Source organism: Blautia sp. MSK18_10 (genome assembly GCF_020553185.1).
Lineage (GTDB): Bacteria > Bacillota > Clostridia > Lachnospirales > Lachnospiraceae > Blautia_A > Blautia_A wexlerae.
This window is the reverse complement of the sequence record NZ_JAJCGT010000013.1, coordinates 49,604-65,672: the sequence shown is the minus strand read 5'-3', so window position 1 is coordinate 65,672 and position 16,069 is coordinate 49,604. Positions and strand designations below refer to the sequence as shown.

Annotated in this window: 19 protein-coding genes and 1 pseudogene; 13 read left to right on the top strand and 7 right to left on the bottom strand. The window is 41.5% G+C overall.

Translation table 11 applies throughout. The annotated features are described in order from the left end of the window. Positions 1-297 precede the first annotated feature (297 nt). The 11 genes from LI074_RS07590 (at position 298) to LI074_RS17565 (ending at position 10,601) form a co-directional block, all read left to right on the top strand. Positions 298-513: a hypothetical protein gene (locus tag LI074_RS07590; protein ID WP_015566117.1), complete on the top strand. Its 216-nt coding sequence runs from the start codon at positions 298-300 to the stop codon at positions 511-513. Positions 514-848: 335 nt separating this feature from the next. Further along, positions 849-2,138 carry a plasmid recombination protein gene (locus LI074_RS07585; protein WP_173698037.1) on the top strand — a complete coding sequence of 430 codons (1,290 nt, stop codon included), beginning with the start codon at positions 849-851 and terminating at the stop codon, positions 2,136-2,138. Positions 2,139-2,153: 15 nt separating this feature from the next. After that, a complete protein-coding gene (locus LI074_RS07580) occupies positions 2,154-2,339 on the top strand; it encodes a hypothetical protein (protein WP_007488117.1) in 186 nt (61 codons plus the stop codon). A gap of 89 nt (positions 2,340-2,428) precedes the next feature. After that, on the top strand, positions 2,429-2,659 hold the full coding sequence (locus LI074_RS07575) for a helix-turn-helix domain-containing protein (RefSeq protein WP_007488123.1): 231 nt from the start codon (positions 2,429-2,431) through the stop codon (positions 2,657-2,659). Further along, a complete protein-coding gene (locus tag LI074_RS07570; protein ID WP_420314069.1) occupies positions 2,640-4,382 on the top strand; it encodes a recombinase family protein in 1,743 nt (580 codons plus the stop codon). Before LI074_RS07575 ends, LI074_RS07570 begins: the two co-directional genes overlap by 20 nt. A gap of 30 nt (positions 4,383-4,412) precedes the next feature. Beyond that, positions 4,413-5,102 (top strand): response regulator transcription factor, encoded by a 690-nt coding sequence (locus LI074_RS07565; RefSeq protein WP_118565989.1) that lies wholly within the window; start codon positions 4,413-4,415, stop codon positions 5,100-5,102. After that, positions 5,078-6,343 carry a sensor histidine kinase gene (locus LI074_RS07560; RefSeq protein WP_118592677.1) on the top strand — a complete coding sequence of 422 codons (1,266 nt, stop codon included), beginning with the start codon at positions 5,078-5,080 and terminating at the stop codon, positions 6,341-6,343. The genes LI074_RS07565 and LI074_RS07560 overlap by 25 nt, the downstream gene beginning before the upstream one ends. 113 nt (positions 6,344-6,456) lie before the next feature. Next, on the top strand, positions 6,457-7,131 hold the full coding sequence (locus LI074_RS07555; RefSeq protein WP_006426335.1) for an ABC transporter ATP-binding protein: 675 nt from the start codon (positions 6,457-6,459) through the stop codon (positions 7,129-7,131). Further along, the gene (locus tag LI074_RS07550; RefSeq protein ID WP_118592678.1) at positions 7,128-9,572 is read left to right on the top strand and encodes an ABC transporter permease; all 2,445 of its coding nucleotides are present in this window, start codon (positions 7,128-7,130) and stop codon (positions 9,570-9,572) included. Before LI074_RS07555 ends, LI074_RS07550 begins: the two co-directional genes overlap by 4 nt. 388 nt (positions 9,573-9,960) lie before the next feature. After that, positions 9,961-10,359, top strand: coding sequence for a GNAT family N-acetyltransferase (locus tag LI074_RS07545; RefSeq protein ID WP_226839683.1), 399 nt, complete (start codon positions 9,961-9,963; stop codon positions 10,357-10,359). A gap of 41 nt (positions 10,360-10,400) precedes the next feature. Next, complete coding sequence (locus tag LI074_RS17565; protein WP_330597524.1) at positions 10,401-10,601, top strand: DUF6199 family natural product biosynthesis protein; 201 nt, start codon at positions 10,401-10,403, stop codon at positions 10,599-10,601. 72 nt (positions 10,602-10,673) lie between these two features. On the opposite strand, the gene LI074_RS07540 is transcribed toward LI074_RS17565, so the two are convergent. From LI074_RS07540 to LI074_RS07520, 5 genes and pseudogenes are all read right to left on the bottom strand, one after another. Next, positions 10,674-11,024, bottom strand: coding sequence for a hypothetical protein (locus LI074_RS07540; protein ID WP_226824580.1), 351 nt, complete (start codon positions 11,022-11,024; stop codon positions 10,674-10,676). A 372-nt stretch (positions 11,025-11,396) separates the two neighbouring features. Next, a pseudogene (locus LI074_RS17825) lies at positions 11,397-11,677 on the bottom strand (type II toxin-antitoxin system YafQ family toxin). Continuing rightward, the gene (locus LI074_RS07530; RefSeq protein ID WP_118592679.1) at positions 11,674-11,946 is read right to left on the bottom strand and encodes a type II toxin-antitoxin system RelB/DinJ family antitoxin; all 273 of its coding nucleotides are present in this window, start codon (positions 11,944-11,946) and stop codon (positions 11,674-11,676) included. The pseudogene LI074_RS17825 and the gene LI074_RS07530 overlap by 4 nt, the downstream one beginning before the upstream one ends. Before the next feature lie 111 nt (positions 11,947-12,057). Next, entirely contained in the window at positions 12,058-12,381 is a 324-nt protein-coding gene (locus LI074_RS07525; protein ID WP_179962954.1) for a tetratricopeptide repeat protein, read from the bottom strand. A gap of 89 nt (positions 12,382-12,470) precedes the next feature. Next, a complete protein-coding gene (locus tag LI074_RS07520) occupies positions 12,471-12,908 on the bottom strand; it encodes an Rrf2 family transcriptional regulator (protein ID WP_055052657.1) in 438 nt (145 codons plus the stop codon). A 150-nt stretch (positions 12,909-13,058) separates the two neighbouring features. Between LI074_RS07520 and LI074_RS07515 the strand changes: the two genes are divergently transcribed. Together LI074_RS07515 and LI074_RS07510 are read left to right on the top strand one after the other, a co-directional pair. After that, complete coding sequence (locus tag LI074_RS07515) at positions 13,059-13,958, top strand: NAD-dependent protein deacetylase, SIR2 family (RefSeq protein ID WP_227194208.1); 900 nt, start codon at positions 13,059-13,061, stop codon at positions 13,956-13,958. 48 nt (positions 13,959-14,006) lie between these two features. Next, on the top strand, positions 14,007-14,984 hold the full coding sequence (locus LI074_RS07510) for an NAD-dependent protein deacetylase (RefSeq protein ID WP_227194210.1): 978 nt from the start codon (positions 14,007-14,009) through the stop codon (positions 14,982-14,984). Positions 14,985-15,084: 100 nt separating this feature from the next. Here LI074_RS07510 and LI074_RS07505 read toward each other — a convergent pair whose 3' ends face one another. Together LI074_RS07505 and LI074_RS07500 are read right to left on the bottom strand one after the other, a co-directional pair. Beyond that, a complete protein-coding gene (locus LI074_RS07505; RefSeq protein WP_082809189.1) occupies positions 15,085-15,396 on the bottom strand; it encodes a helix-turn-helix domain-containing protein in 312 nt (103 codons plus the stop codon). 143 nt (positions 15,397-15,539) lie between these two features. Next, on the bottom strand, positions 15,540-15,998 hold the full coding sequence (locus LI074_RS07500) for an Lrp/AsnC family transcriptional regulator (protein WP_173698038.1): 459 nt from the start codon (positions 15,996-15,998) through the stop codon (positions 15,540-15,542). Positions 15,999-16,069: the final 71 nt, after the last annotated feature.

Below are 16,069 nucleotides of genomic sequence, written 5' to 3'. Positions count from 1 at the left end.
AAATCAATGGTAATGAAAACAGCGAAGTTTTTGACCGCAGGACGAAACCATTTCGCCAAATCGTGCTTCTCTAAACCGTGTACTCTGTTCACGGAACAATGGGTGTTTTCACTGTTCCAGACTAAACCTCACGGAACAATAAAATGGGATATATGCCTATATGGACAGAATATCGCACCCGCAAAAATAAAACGATTTTGGAGTTGCCGGATTTTTCACTGTTCGGTGCATCCGCTCCGCTTCGGAGAGTAGCTATCGTACCAAACTACAAATCAAAATTATGGAGGAATTTTCAATATGAATGTACGCAATGAAATAAAGGCACAGATCATCCGTGCCGGAATGACCATGCAGGAAGTAGTTGACTTGCTCTCGGACGAATACGGATGGAGCGACAGCGTTTCCAATTTGTCCGCAAAATTACAGCGGGAAAGCATCCGATATAAGGAAGTATTGGAGCTTGCCGCTGTGCTTGGCTACGACATCGTATGGCAGAAAAGACGGGAGAAGTGATGCCTCGGCAACAGCCCCTCGCATCTCCCGTCTCCATAGGCGCACCGCAGTGCTGCCTATGGATGGCAGTGAAAGATACGGTTTTTGCTGCCACCGGATGCAAGAAGTAGTTCGGCAGAACGGCTCCATGCAGACGGGCTGACCATGGGAAAAGGCGCAGACATTTTCGCTTTGGTCAGCAGAGGTCGCCGCAGTGACCGCATCCCCTCTCGGGAGAGCCCACGGCACTTTGCAGCCAGTATGGATGAAAGTGTCATAGTGGGTTATTACACTTTGAAAAAGTGCCGTTCTCCAGCCCTCCGCTGTCTGCAAATTTTAAAGAAAGGAAAAATCCAATGGCAAGAAATGATGGAATCCACCGCACCGTAGCTCGGAATCAGGACTTGGAAACACCGGCTGATGTGGCAAAGGTACAGGAACACAATGAGCGTGAAAAGGACAGCTACAGCAATCAGGACATCGTACCGGAACGCACTTCTCTGAACATTCATTTCAAAGCCCCCGCGGACGATTATGTAAAAATGTTTGAGCAGATGGAACAGGACGGTGTAATCTCCACAAGAGGTCTGAAAACGGATGCCGTCAAATACGGTGAGTTGATTTTTGATGTGAACTCTGCTTACTTCTACAATCACGGCGGCTATGAATTTGCAAAACAGTTTTATGCCGATGCCTATAAAGCCGCCGTGGAGATCGTAGGCGGTGAGCAGTATATCCTATCCGCTGTGATGCACGCCGACGAGCGCAACCGGGCAATGTCCGAAGCTCTGGGCGAAGATGTGTACCACTACCACCTTCATGTGGTTTATATCCCGGTGGTAGAGAAGCAAATTCTGTGGTCGAAGCGATGTAAGGATGAATCCCTCCGGGGAACGGTAAAGGAAACGATCACGCAGGTCAGCCGCAGTAAAAAATGGGAGTCCAAGCCGGTGCTTGACAAGGATGGTAATCCAATGTTGAACGCAAAAGGAAAAAAGATTTTGAAGTCGTCCTACAGTGTGTTGCAGGATGACTTTTTTCATTTCATGCGAAATGCCGGATATACCGATGTGGAGCGTGGAGAGCGTGGCAGTACCGAGGAACATCTGACAGTGACACAGTTCAAGGTTCAGGCTGAACAGCAGCGTTTGGAAGCTATGACCGGACAGGTGGCACAGGCGGAGCGCGGGTTGGAGAATGCCAAAGCTGCCACGGAGAAACAGAAAAAGAAACTGGAAGCTCTGCAAAAGGAAACCAAAACAGCAAAGACCGTTGCTCTGACGGTGCAGGAGATTGAAACGATGGGAAAGAAAGCCACATTCGGAAATAATATCACGCTGACACCGGATGAATGCGACACGCTCAAACGCTATGCGGTCAACGGCATTATCGCCAATGCTGACAACAAGCGCTTGAAGGAGAAACTCGCTTCCGCTGAAAAGACGGTTTCCATCTGGAAACAGCGGTATGAAGCAGTAAACGAAAAATATATGGAACTGAAACAGAAAGCCCAGCCTTTTCTGGATGCACTGGAAATTGCATCCGAAAGGGTTCGGGCTTTTATCAATTCTATCCTCATCAGAGGAAAGGAAACGCAGGAACACAAACACCCTGCCCGGAAGCGTGGACAGGATATGGAACTTTGATGGAGGAATCGCCTATTGAAGAAATATTATGAGGAAGCGAAATATAATGCGGCATTTGACCGCTGTGTGGATGTTATGAGCCAGATGCTCCAGAAGTACGGGCATCAGGTTTTGGATAAATTAGAGCAGGACACTCCGCAAACGGTGGAGTGTTCCAAGGATGATAAGCAAGCGCAGCCTTTGACGGATAAGGCTGCGTAAAAATTTACAATTTACACGTTGCGTACTTGTTGCGGCTATGCTATAATATGTACGCAACGTGTATTTTTGCTTTTTTGGAGAAAAGACGAATGGATTGTAAAAACAGAATTATTAAGTTGCGTGAAAGCACAGGACTGAACCGGAAAGATTTTTGCAAGCTCGTCCATATTCCTTACCGGACTATGACCGAGTGGGAATTGGACAACCGCCATGCACCGGATTATGTGCTTAGACTTTTGGAGTATTATATCCGCAACGAGGGATTGATGGTAAAAGAAATGAGCGAAGGAGGTGGCGATTCTGAAAAAGAAGCAACTTAAATGTTATCTATATACGAGAGTGTCCACCTCCATGCAGGTAGACGGATACAGCTTGAATGCCCAGCGGGACAAGTTGCGGAAGTATGCGGCATACGAGGATATGGTCGTTGCCGGGGAGTATTCTGACGAAGGATTTTCCGGCAAGAACATCCAAGGGAGGCAGGAGTTTCAACGGATGCTGAACGACATCCAGGACTGCAAAGACGGCGTTTCCTATGTGCTTGTCTTTAAGCTCTCCAGATTTGGCAGAAATGCAGCCGATGTTCTGAACTCTTTGCAGCTTATGCAGGATTTTGGTGTCAACCTGATTTGCGTGGAGGATGGCATTGACAGCTCCAAGGATGCCGGAAAGCTTATGATTTCCGTGCTGTCTGCGGTGGCGGAAATCGAGCGAGAGAATATCCGCACACAGACAATGGCAGGACGGGAGCAAAAGGCTCGTGAGGGCAAATGGAACGGCGGTTTCGCTCCCTATGGATACAAATTGGAAAGCGGAAACCTTGTCATTGCGGAGGATGAAGTGGAAGTAATCCGTGTTATTTATGACCGCTACATCCATACCAATGAGGGCGTTGCCGGAGTTGCTAAATATCTCAACCGCAACGGGTTTGTGAAGAAGCTGCGGCAAAATAACACCATCCCCGGATTTTCAAGGAACTTCGTGCAGGACGTACTGGATAATCCCGTTTATATGGGTAAAATTGCTTATGGCAGACGGAGAACCGAAAAGAGGCAAGGTACAAGAAATGAGATGCACGTGGTCGAGCAGTCGGAGTTCCCTGTTTACGATGGTCAGCATGAAGCCATCATTTCCGAAGAAGATTGGTATCTGGCACAGGAAAAGCGCAAGATCAATTCCTTTAAGCGGGAAAAGGTCAACAATCCAGACCACGCACACATCCTATCCGGTATTTTGAAATGCCCGTGTTGCGGAAAGAGTATGTACGGCAATATTGCCAAGGCTCATAGCAAGGACAAGAAAACACGGTATTATTACTACTGCAAAAATACGGTTACGCCGACGGGACATGAGTGCAGCTTCCGGCTGAATATCGAGCAGACGGAAATCAACAAATTTGTGGCGAAGGTCATCTCCGCTATGGTCAGCAATCCCCGATTTATAGAAGCAATTCAAGCGAAAATTGGAACGGCGGTTGATACAGAGGATATGGAAAAGCAGATCGCCGTTCTGCAAGGACAGCTAAAGCAAGCCTTTGGAACGAAAAGCCGCTTGGAGCGTCAGATGGATACTTTGGACATCAACGATGCCCACTATGACAGAAAAATTTTGGATTTGCAGCGCCGATATGATGAACAGTATGATACGATAGAAGAAATCGAAGTTCAGATTGGCGAATTGCAAAGTCAGATACGCAGCATCCAGCAGGAGAAAATCTCCGGCGATAACATTTATCGGCTCTTACTGGCATTTGATGAAGTCTACCATTCCGCAACGGAAGCAGAACAGAAAGAGTTTATGAAAGCCTTTATTGAGCGAATTGAGATGTTCCCGGAAAAGAGAAAAGACGGAAGCTGGATAAAGAAGATTGTATTCAACTTCCCTGTGCCTGTTGATGGCGAGGAAGTGAAAGAACTTCCCTTGGAAACTGAAACAACAGTCGAGACGGTTGTTCTTTTGTCCCAACTGAAACAAAAGCCGGATGATTACATTAATGTCACGATTGAAAGAGAGTGCAATTGTGGAGGCATTGAAGCATTGTAAGATGAATAAATAAAGAGAGGTGCAGATGCTATGCCAGGTATACTCGTGGTTGAAGATGATGAAAATTTAAATCGTGGAATTACATTCTCACTGAAAAAATCCGGATATGAGGTTTTTTCAGCAGAATCAGTGAAAAAAGCGAAAAGAATTGCAAGTGATAATAATGTGGATGTTACCATTTGTGATGTGAATCTTCCGGATGGGAATGGACTGGAATTTGTAAGGTGGATGAGATGCAATTATAATACATACATTATTTGTCTTACAGCACTAGATCAGGAGATAGATCAGGTCATGGGATATGAAGCAGGGGCAGATGATTATATTACAAAGCCGTTTAGTCTTTCGGTACTTCTTTTGAAAATAGAAGCATATTTCCGCCGCAGACAGGAGAAAACGGAAGCCGGAAAGATGATTTCGGGAGATATCGTATTTATCGCAGGAGAAATGAAAGTCCTGATAAAGAGTCGTGAAATCAGTCTGACAAAAACGGAGTTGAAAATGCTGACTTTTTTTCTTCAGAATCCGAAACAGATTCTTTCAAAAACACAAATATTGGAAAATGTGTTTGATCTGGAAGGGGATTTTGTGGATGAAAATACAATCGCTGTCAATATTAGAAGACTCCGTGAGAAAATCGAAGACAATCCGGCTGCACCGGTCTATATAAAGAATATCAGAGGTCTTGGGTATATATGGAATCAGGAGGTAAGGCAGTGACAAAGAGATGTCGCAAGAAGATTACAGTAGTGCTCTCCTTGGTATTACCTGTCATATTATTGTTTGCAATATTAAATTGCTTTACCACGTATGTGTTTTATGAAGATTATAAATATAAAATGAATCTTATGACAGAGATTGCTGCAAAGGAAGAATTTTCCGGGCTGGATGCTGTTTCGGAATTGCTTAAGGATAAGGGTATTGAAACTAACGAACAGGGAAGGCGATTATTGGAGCAATATGGATACTGGGGGAATAAAGGGAATGCATTTTATTCGCAATTCCGGCATCAGGTTATGGTGACCGGTGCTGTAAGCACTGTGATATGCGTGCTTCTTTTGACTTTTTTACTTTATTGGAAGAAAAAAGAAGATGCGTGTCATCAGAAAATTTTAGACCAGTTGGAAGAAATTCTGATCAGATTCCGTGAAAATAAATTTGGTGATTTACTGAAAACGGAAAATCATGCAGAACTGGAAAAATTGAATGACCAGCTTGAAGCAATCGGACATCATATTCAGTTGATAAAGGAAGAAGCAAGGGCAGAAAAGGAGAACACGAAAGAAATGGTTTCTGATATTTCTCACCAGTTAAAGACACCGGTTGCAGCTTTGGATACATGTTTTAGTGTGCTGATGCAGAATGACTTAAGTGCCACAGAACAGGAGGAGTTTCGTATCCGTTGTCGGAGTGCTCTGGATGGACTGGAGACATTATTGCAGTCGCTTCTTGAAATATCCAAGATGGAAACTGGACTGATTCAGATTAATAAGAAAAAACTTCCGCTTATGGATACTGTCATATCTGCTGTGAATCGCATTTATCCTAAAGCGGATGAGAAAGAAATTGAATTCGTTTTTGACTATGAAAAAGAGCTGGAAACATGCACGATTATGCAGGATAAAAGGTGGCTTGGTGAAGCTGTGATCAACGTTCTGGATAATGCGGTCAAGTACAGTCCGTGTGGTTCAAAAATATTTATCCGGTTACAAAAAAGAAACTATCTTGTAAGAATGGAAATTGAGGATCAGGGAATTGGTATTCCGCAGAATGAGTATCACAAAATTTTTCAACGATTTTACAGAGGAAGTTCCAAGGAGGTCATGGAAAAGAGTGGTACAGGAATCGGACTTTTTCTATCGAGAGAAATTATCGAAAAACACGCAGGTACGATTACGGTAACCTCCGGCAAAAAGAAAAAAGGAAGCACGTTTGTGATTCAATTACCATATGTTGGTTAAATTTTAAGTGAGCAGAAATCTTACAATTCTGTAAGACTTCTGCTCGTTTTTTGAAAGTGAAATGAAAGATTGCCCTGATACAATTTGGATGTAAGATGAAAAGGAGGCAACACATGAGTGTGATATTAGAAACCAAGCAGCTTTGTAAGTTTTATGGCGCAGGTGAGAATCAGGTCAAAGCGGTCAATCAGGTGGACATTCAGATTGAGCAGGGAGAATTTGTCGCAATTGTTGGAAAGTCAGGTTCCGGTAAAAGTACATTACTTCATATGCTTGGAGGGCTAGACACCCCGACAAAAGGCAGTGTTACTTTAGCAGGGAAAGATTTATACAGGATGAAGGAAGATGCCCTTGCTGTTTTCCGCAGAAGAAAAATCGGATTTGTTTTTCAGGCATTTAATCTGGTTTCATCTGTTAATGTCTGGGAAAATATTGTACTGCCACTGGGGCTGGATGGAAGAAAAGTGGATGAAGCGTATGTAAATGATATTATTGCAACTCTGGGGATTGAAAACCGGATTTATAATCTGCCAAATCAGTTATCCGGAGGACAGCAGCAGAGAGTAGCAATTGCAAGAGCACTGGTGAATCGTCCGGAAATTATATTTGCAGATGAGCCGACAGGAAATCTTGATTCTAAGACCAGTGATGAGGTAATCGCTCTGCTTAAGATGACAGCAAAAAAATATGGACAGACAATTGTAATGATTACCCATGATGACGAAATTGCACAGGTCGCTGACCGTATTCTGGTGATTGAGGACGGACAGGTGGTGGATTTCAGATGAAGACAATAAGCAGGATTGCATATAGCAATGACAAAAGGAACAGGACAAGAAGTATACTGATCATGATGGCAATCTGTCTGACCACGATGCTGCTTGTTATCATCAGTACTGTGGGAAATGGGGTAATTCATTTACAGAAAAGTCAGGCGGCAGGATCATATGGAAGCAATTATGGTCTGTTTGTTTCCGCAGACGGATCGCAGTTAAAAGAAGTAAACCGCCGTGCGGAAATAGATGCTATAGGCACTATGTGCACCGAAGGTATCATAAAAGGCAATGAAAAAGGCGGGTTTGTCTGCATGGATGAGATTGCAAGAAAAATGCTTCCTTATAATAAAGAATATGAGTTGAAGGAAGGAAAGTATCCGGAAAAAATGCAGGAAATTGCCGCAGGAAGAGCATTTTTTCGTGCAATGGGGTATGGTGATGTAAAGATCGGAGATACAGTTACACTGGATTACCGCGCAGGGATGCAGTCAGAATATAAGCCGGAAGAATTTGTTGTCAGCGGAATCCTATATGATCGGGATGAGTATACCATCGAGGCATCTTATGTTGCTTTCGGGTCACAGGAGTTTTATGATGAGCACGTCGCAGAGAATGACAGACAGTATAATATTTATTTTACTTTAAATGATTCTGCAAATGTATCTATGAATAATATTGATTCGGTTATAAAGCAGATTGCAGCAGCTTGTGGGATCGAAGAAAAAAACGTTATAGTCAATGATCTCTATTTGCAATGGGTCTTGCAGCCGAGTTATGAAATGATTGCGGTATGCGGGGTTTTGATTCTTGCAATTGTACTTTTCTCTGTTGTGGTCATTTATAATATTTTTCAAGTCGGTATTGCCAACAAGATACAGGAGTATGGAAAAATCAAGGCTCTGGGAGCGACAAAAAAGCAGATGAAACAACTGATCTTCAGAGAGGGTATGTTTTTGACAATTTCTTCAATACCAGTTGGATTGCTTCTTGGTTTTCTGATTGCAAAATGCGGTTTTAACTGGCTGGTAGAACAGGGGAACCTTGTATCAACCGGAACTGGCTCTATGGGAGTTCAAAATCAGCAGGTGCCTCTGTTTTCCCTGCCTGTTATGCTTCTCTGTATTTTCGTATCATTTCTTACCGTTGCTTTGGCACTACGTAAACCAATGAAAATTGTTTCACGGATTTCACCTATCGAAGCAACACGGTATTTAGAAAATGCAGAAACACAAAAAAAAGGAAAACGAAATGGCAGAAAAAATGTCACCGTGTTTTCTATGGCAATGGCAAATATAACGGGTAATCCCAAAAGAACTATTGGTACTATCCTCACAATGGGTTTTTCTTGCGTATTGTTTGTGATTATCTCTAATTATGTGGGAAATATTGACACGGAGCATGAAGCACGTCTTTCCGTTAATCATGGACAATTTGAACTGCAGCTTGACTATTCTGCTGAGTATGATGAAAGATATCCGGAGAATAATCTGGATACGATTCTGACGGATGATCCATTGAATGATTCGCTGATTGAAGAAATCAAAAGCATTCCGGGAGTAACAGATGTCATGACGAGAGAGATTGTTTCTGTAAATCTGAACGGAACAAGATTTCCGGCTGATATTGTGAGTAAAAAGGATTTTGATTTTATGCGCCAAGAAGGGGATATTGGCTCTATGGACTATGATCAGGCGGTAAAGAATGGTGATATTTTCTTTGGCTGGTCAACGTGGATGGAACGAGATGGATATGCTCCGGGTGAATCCATTGCATTTGACTTTGAGAATGGAAGTGGAACCTATACCTATCAGGGAAAGATTGCAGGATCTTTTGTAAGTGCGGACACTTATCTTGTCATTCCGGAAGGTGTATACCGTTCCATGAATCCGAGAGGAACAGCCTATGGCTATCTGTGGGTGGACTGTGATAAAAAAGATGTGGCATCTGTAGAACAAAGTCTGAATACTTTGATTTCTAATACTTCGCATATAAAAATGGATACTTATCATGCGCAGTTACAATCTGCCGAATTTGCAAGCAGCATGATGAAGCTTGGCTGTTATCTGTTTATGGCTATTGTAGGACTTATCGGGTTTATGAATATGGCGAATACCATGATCATGAATATTACGACAAAAAAGCAGGAATATGGTATATTACAGGCTGTGGGTATGACAAATAAACAATTAAATTTATGCCTGCAGTTACAGGGACTGATTTTTACGGTTGGTACCATATGCGTAGCTTTGATCATTGGTCTGCCGCTCGGCTATGCACTTTTTTCCTATGCAAAACATAATGGAATATTTGGAATGAATATCTATCATGTTCCAATCGTACCAATTTTTATTATGATTTTTTTGGTCGGTCTGTTGCAGATTGTACTTTCCTGCGTTTTAAGCAGTAATCTGAAAAAGGAAACGCTGGTAGAAAGAATAAGGTATCAGGGATAGCAAGTAGTATGTAATGAACTAGGTCTTAACGAAGAGGAGAAATAGATAACTTCCATTTTGTATGTATGATAAATCTAAACAGTATTTTAGCAACATTTCCTGAGTGGGGGCAGAAAGTGCCCCCACTTTCACTATTTGGGGGCGAAAAGAGCCACCATATATCATAAATGATGGGTTCAAGGGAAAAATCCCTTGCTAGAGCGTGTCTGAAAAATAAAAATTGCACAAAACGCATGTTTTATTTCCCTTTTTCATGATAAAATAAAGAAAAAGGGGTGTTCACTATGTTGAGACGATATGAGTTGACTGATGAAGAATGGTTTCGCATTGAACCTTTATTACCTCCTGAAAATACTGGAAAACAAGGACGTCCGAGAAAGATGGACAGATTATATCACGAGAAATGATTGAGCAGTCCATTGACGATGGTGAAGCTTACCGCATTGTACTTGATGGCAAAAAAGTAGGCGGTGTTGTGATTAAAGTCGAGGGTGAAAAAGGCGACCTTGATCTTCTTTTCGTTGCGCCATCAGTTCATAGCAAAGGCATCGGGTATGCTGCATGGTGCGAAGTTGAGAAGTTACATCCAGAAGTGAAAGTTTGGGAAACCGTAACGCCCTATTTCGAGCAGCGGAATATCCATTTTTATGTGAACAGATGTGGTTTTCGCATCGTAGAGTTCTTTGACAAATATCACCAAGACCCCAATGATCCGGAAATGAATGCTGAAAAGCAGGACGAGCAGTTTCCGGACGGAATGTTTCGGTTTGAAAAGGTTATTCGGTAAATTTATATTTGATAAAGGAGATGGCAAATATGTGATGGTCTATTGGGGGCGGAATCATAATCTTTGCGTTAGGTATGTTTATCTTCTTAAAGCCGGGCTTAATATGGAAATTAACAGAAGAATGGAAATCTTATCGTGCAGATGAACCATCTGAGTTCTATTTGAAAGCCACAAAAATCGGTGGTGCTTTATTTGCCCTATTTGGAATTATTATAATTATGCTTCCATTTATTTTGGAGTGATAATTCCGGTTTGCAGAATAGAAAATACCCTCCCGGCCATCATGGTCGAGAGGGTTTCGTGCGTCTGTGGGATTATCTTTCAATATCAATTTTCAGTCCGGATTTTAGCTCCACGGTGAAGTGGTTCTCCCAGACGATGATTCGCTCAAGCCAGCGCTTTACCAAGGCCTCGTCGAAGGCTTCCAGGTGTGCGGGTTGCTGCTTGATAAAATCCTGCAGCTCGTTGATGCGGGCAATCTGTGCGTCTCTGGCGGCAGTGTCAACCGTACATTTTTCTCGCTGTTCCCGGAGTTTGAAGATCTCGTCGGCAATCTCATCATAGCATAATAAAACTGCTTGCCAGAAAGGCAGCTCAATGGTATTCTTTTCATAGGCAGTGGGGATGTCGATCCTGTTTGATTGTTGGTTGTGGTGACTTAACAATACTACTTGTAGGACTTGGTTTCCACTGTTTTTTTATTAAAGTGTAAAGAAAAACTGCGCCATAGCCTTGGCAGGCCATCGCGCAGCGATTTTGTTCAATTGGAAGTTATGGCTTTGACTTTTTCCGAATAATCAGCTTTAGGATAATACATACGACCACCACAACAGCCACCAAGGCACCATCCAACAGCAGCTCTGTGTACCACGGTGCAGACTGTATGGCATATAAATTTGGGTAGGTTTTAAAGTGCCAGAACTTATAAATTCCGAATCCAATGAAAACTCCTATTGATGAACCAATAACGATGTTTAAAAAACAATTCAACTTTCTCAGCATGGCAGTGCATCCCTTTCCAAATTCCCGATTTGTACTTATTTCTTAAACAGCTCAGAATGTGAACCAAGGCGATAAAGCATCAAAACAAGAACATCTCCACAAATCTCATAAATAAGCAGCCAGTCCGGTTCGATGTGACACTCACGCGTGCCTTTGTAGTTTCCTGTAAGGTCATGATCCCTGTATTTTGCATCCAGCGTACCGCCATTCGCCAGAATACCGATTACATCAAACAGCTTATCAAGATTTTTATTTTGCTTTTGGCAAGCTTCAAATCCTTTTTAAACTGATTGGTAAACTGAATGTCGTATTTCATACGTCGAGAGCTGCCTTAAGCGCATCCATACTGGAATAACGCGGAGCAGAAGGATTCTTCATCATTTTTCTGCCTTCCTCAATGGCAGCGGCTGTCGTATCATTCGGTACTTCCAGTTTTAATTCAAAAGGAATACCATGCTCACGGATAGCGGTTCTCAGGAACATATTTACAGCAGTTGTCATATTCAGACCAAGCTCATTGAAGATTTCCTCTGCCTGGTCCTTGATTGCCTTGTCTATACGAATATTTAAATTAGTTGTTGCCATACAGAACACCTCCATTCAAGTATAGTATATTCAAATATGTGCCTAATGTCAACACATTGTCATCATATAAGATATATATGAAAAACTGAAATAAATACTTTCTCCCCCAAATTATGCCTGTTTTGTTAAAAAACTTGATATCTGTTGTCCAAGAAAGAAACCAACCTGTGGATATAACTCTTGGATTTCCTGATATTTTGCCTCAATCATTTCCGGTTCATCAGCCCAGATCTTTTCATATATTTTGAAAGCTCTTTTAAAATATGTTTTGGCTTGCGGAAGATTGGCAGTCATCAGATAAATGGTTGCAAGGGTTTCCTGAAAATCTAGCAATAATGCCTGGTCAGAGTCAGTGCCAATGCTTTTTGTCTTTAACAGAACCTTTAATTCCTGAATGATTACATTCATACCTTTGTGGTAGTTATAGTTATCCATGTATGGAAATTTAACCACACAGACGATAGGAAAGTGTGGGGGATTTCGCCTGTGTCATGACACAGGCAGTGCTTGCTATTCTTGATTAGTTAAAGGCTTTTAACTTTCCTGATTTTAAAATAATACCGATCAATAATATCCTGCAATGTAATGGATTTCATTTTTTCATCTACCATATTTTGAATTTCATGATAGAAGTCCCCAATAGCGAATTGAATGTTGATACCGATTCCACAATCCGGATTGGTATCTGTGTCCAGGTGAAGCAGCGGCTTATCGCCCTCTACGGCTCGGTAGATGTCATACATATTGATTTTATCTGCCGATTTTGCAAGAGCGGCATTCGCATGACCTTGTGTGTTGACAACAATGCCTGCATTTTTCAGGGTTGCCATAAGCTGTCTGACATAAGCCGGGTTTGTCTTGATACTTTCTGCGATTTTTGTGCTGGAGAGTTGTTCGTCATCTCCAAGAGCAATAAATATAAGAATATGAATGGTGTCACTAAGCTTTGTGGAATATTTCATTTGTCACCTCGAATTTTCTTCTTGCAATTTTTAAATTTACATGATAATATGATTTTAATGCTTGATGTAAATTTAATTTTAACAAGTAAAAAAATAAAAGTCAAGCAAAATAAAAAGTGTGGAATCTGATATAAAAAAGGAGATAAAGTGGTGTATGCAAAAGGAGGAACAAGTCAGTTTTCTGGCGGGAAAGGAAATGTGGTGAAGATGAATGTATATCAAGAGATAAGCCAAATCATCAAAGAAGCAGATGGTATTTTGATTGGAGCCAGTAATGGTTTGTCTATCGCAGAGGGATATAATATTTTTGCAGATGACGCATGGTTTCAGGAAAATATGGGAGATTTCAGAGAAAAATACGGACTGCGTTGTGTTTTACATGGATTTTCAGTGCCAATGAAGGTAGAAGAAAAGTGGGCGTTTGTAAGCAGACTTGTTAAGGCAAAAGCTATGCAGGATGAGCCGAGTGAGATTATGAAAAACATCTATGCACTGGTAAAGGATAAAGAATATTTCGTAGTAACTTCCAATGCGGAGGATCATTTTGTGCCGGCAGGTTTTGAGGCAGACCGTGTTTTTGAAATGGAAGGGAAATTAACCCAGATGCGGTGTAAGAACAGATGTCATGACGAGGTCTATCCTAATCAAAAAGCAGTTCTCGCCATGACAGAAGAGGAAGTAAACGGAAGAGTACCCAAAGAGTTACTGCCGAAATGTCCAAAATGCGGTGGAGATATGGAAGTAAATTGGGGTGAGATGTCCTCGTTTACAGAAACGAAAAATTGGAAAGAAAAGGCTGCCCGCTATCAAGAATTTATTCAGAATTTACATGGAAAGAAGCTGGTAATTCTGGAATTTGGTATTGGTTGGAGAAATCAGATGATTAAAGCTCCTTTGATGCAGCTAGCAGCAGTAGAACCACAGGCAAGATATATCACATTTAACAAGGGCGAAATTTACATTCCAGAAGAAATCAAAGAAAAATCCATCGGTGTGGATGGTAATCTTACGGTAGCGTTAAAGGAAATCAGAAAGGGAAGGATAGACTAAGTAAGGTGGTTAAAGATATTACAGTTGTGAGATAGGAGAATGAAAAAAATGAGCTGTTATGAAAATTTGGTAATGAAAACACAAATGAACTATTCCAGACACTATAGTACCTATGCATCCGGCGGTACTGCTGTAGTGTTGAGCAAACAAAAACCACTTCCTTATGAGGAACAGATTCAGGAATTTGTTCGCAGAGTGCAGGAGGCAGAGTGTATCGTAGTAGGCGGAGCATCCGGTTTATCAGCGGCTGGAGGTGGTGACTTTTATTATAGTGATACCCCTTCTTTTCGTGAGCATTTTGGAAAATTTGCAGATAAGTATGGATTCAAAGGTGCTTTTAGCGGCATGATGCATCGGTTTTCTACAAGAAATGAACACTGGGGATATGTGGCAACCTTTTTAAATGCTACACAAAATGCCCCTATCAGAGATCCATATCTGGATTTGGATAGAATCTTGCAGGGAAAGGACTTTCATATCTTAACGACTAATCAGGATACACAGTTTGTAAAGATTTATCCGGAAGAAAAGGTCAGTGAGATTCAGGGAGATCATCGTTTCTTCCAGTGTTCCCAGTGCTGTCAGGATGAAACATGGGATGCCGTACAACCTGTGGCAGATATGATTGCGGCTATGGGAGAGGGGACAATGGTGCCGGATGAACTGATTCCTCGCTGCCCTCATTGTGGTGCGGAAATGTTTCCGTGGGTAAGAGGATATGGGAATTTTCTGCAAGGGAAAAAATACGAAGAAGAATATGAGAAAATCTCAAAATACATTCAAAAGAACAAAGATAGAAAAATTCTCTTGATAGAACTTGGAGTAGGGCGCATGACACCGATGTTTATGCAGGAACCGTTTTGGGAACTGACAAACAGTTTGAAAGATGCATATTATATTTCCGTAAATTCAGAATATCAGTTTTTGCCGGAATTCATTGAAGATAAGGGAATTGCTATTTTGGGAGATATAGGAACAGTGTTAAAAGATTTGCGGAAAGCAAAAGAGGAAAGTGCATTTGTATAGGATGCTTGTTCTTGATATTCCACTTGATGGAGAAACATTAGAATATTGATTGATACAAAACTGCACTCAGGGATATTGTGGGTGCAGTTTTGTATTAAAATTATTGATTACGATACAGTTTCTGATATGCAGTAGGTAATATCTGAAATATATCTCGGAAAGCCGATGTAAATTTACTTTGGCTTTTATATCCCACAGCGGCGGCAATTTCCGAAATAGATTTATCTTCCTGCAACAGCATATTCGATGCCAATTTCATACGGTATTCTTTCATGTAAGAAGCGATGGGCATTCCATAGACTGCTTTGAAAACGGATTTCAAAGTAGTGGTGTTCATCAGGTACTGCTTTGACAACTCTTCAATAGTATAGTGGCGTTTTAGGATATGTTCCCGTGTACGAAAAATGGGCATTTTATTGTTATTTTGAAAAGCTGCGAGGCGTTTCAGGAAGAGCAAACTGTTGAAGTCAAAAAGTGGCTAAGAGCGTTATATTTAATTCACTTTGGCAGGGTGACATGACTGTATGGATCAAGGTTGGTTGCAGCTTTTGACTTTTATAGCCGTAATCCTTTAATATCTTTAATGCGTGATAAGATCATATTGCAACTGCAGCTGATAATGCCAGGCAGTGTATCAATGACATTGTGCAGGAAGTATTCCATTTCATCACCTGATGAAGCAACGGCATGTACATGAAGCCTGTCTCTTCCTGTGACACGGTAAATCTGTGTGATTGTATTATTTTTGTACAATATATCTGTCACCTGCGCCAGGTACTCCGGTTTTGTTTCAATTTCAAAATAGCATGATACAGCCCCACTGATTTTTTGCGGATTAATAATTGTTGTATATTCTTCGATTACGCCTCTTTTCTCCAAAGCCTGGATACGGGCTTTTACTGCCACTCTGGAAATACCGGTTTCTTCACCGATATCAGAGTAAGAGATACGTGCGTTTTCTATAAGCAGCCGGATAATCTTCTGATCCAGCTCATCTAAACCGTCCAGGTACATAAGTTCCCTCCTGTAAAATAATATAAAATAATATCCATCTGATAGCAGTTTTTTTCAATATCAAATATCAT

Excerpts from the sequence above, each read along its gene's own strand:
- LI074_RS07565 (WP_118565989.1), top strand. The coding sequence starts at position 4,413 with ATGCCAGGTATACTCGTGGTTGAAGATGATGAAAATTTAAATCGTGGA.
- LI074_RS07590 (WP_015566117.1), top strand. The coding sequence starts at position 298 with ATGAATGTACGCAATGAAATAAAGGCACAGATCATCCGTGCCGGAATG.
- LI074_RS07510 (WP_227194210.1), top strand. The coding sequence starts at position 14,007 with ATGAGCTGTTATGAAAATTTGGTAATGAAAACACAAATGAACTATTCC.
- LI074_RS07520 (WP_055052657.1), bottom strand. The coding sequence starts at position 12,908 with ATGAAATATTCCACAAAGCTTAGTGACACCATTCATATTCTTATATTT.
- LI074_RS07550 (WP_118592678.1), top strand. The coding sequence starts at position 7,128 with ATGAAGACAATAAGCAGGATTGCATATAGCAATGACAAAAGGAACAGG.
- LI074_RS07575 (WP_007488123.1), top strand. The coding sequence starts at position 2,429 with ATGGATTGTAAAAACAGAATTATTAAGTTGCGTGAAAGCACAGGACTG.
- LI074_RS07585 (WP_173698037.1), top strand. The coding sequence starts at position 849 with ATGGCAAGAAATGATGGAATCCACCGCACCGTAGCTCGGAATCAGGAC.
- LI074_RS07505 (WP_082809189.1), bottom strand. The coding sequence starts at position 15,396 with ATGCCCATTTTTCGTACACGGGAACATATCCTAAAACGCCACTATACT.
- LI074_RS07500 (WP_173698038.1), bottom strand. The coding sequence starts at position 15,998 with ATGTACCTGGACGGTTTAGATGAGCTGGATCAGAAGATTATCCGGCTG.
- LI074_RS07525 (WP_179962954.1), bottom strand. The coding sequence starts at position 12,381 with ATGGATAACTATAACTACCACAAAGGTATGAATGTAATCATTCAGGAA.
- LI074_RS07530 (WP_118592679.1), bottom strand. The coding sequence starts at position 11,946 with ATGGCAACAACTAATTTAAATATTCGTATAGACAAGGCAATCAAGGAC.
- LI074_RS07560 (WP_118592677.1), top strand. The coding sequence starts at position 5,078 with ATGGAATCAGGAGGTAAGGCAGTGACAAAGAGATGTCGCAAGAAGATT.
- LI074_RS07555 (WP_006426335.1), top strand. The coding sequence starts at position 6,457 with ATGAGTGTGATATTAGAAACCAAGCAGCTTTGTAAGTTTTATGGCGCA.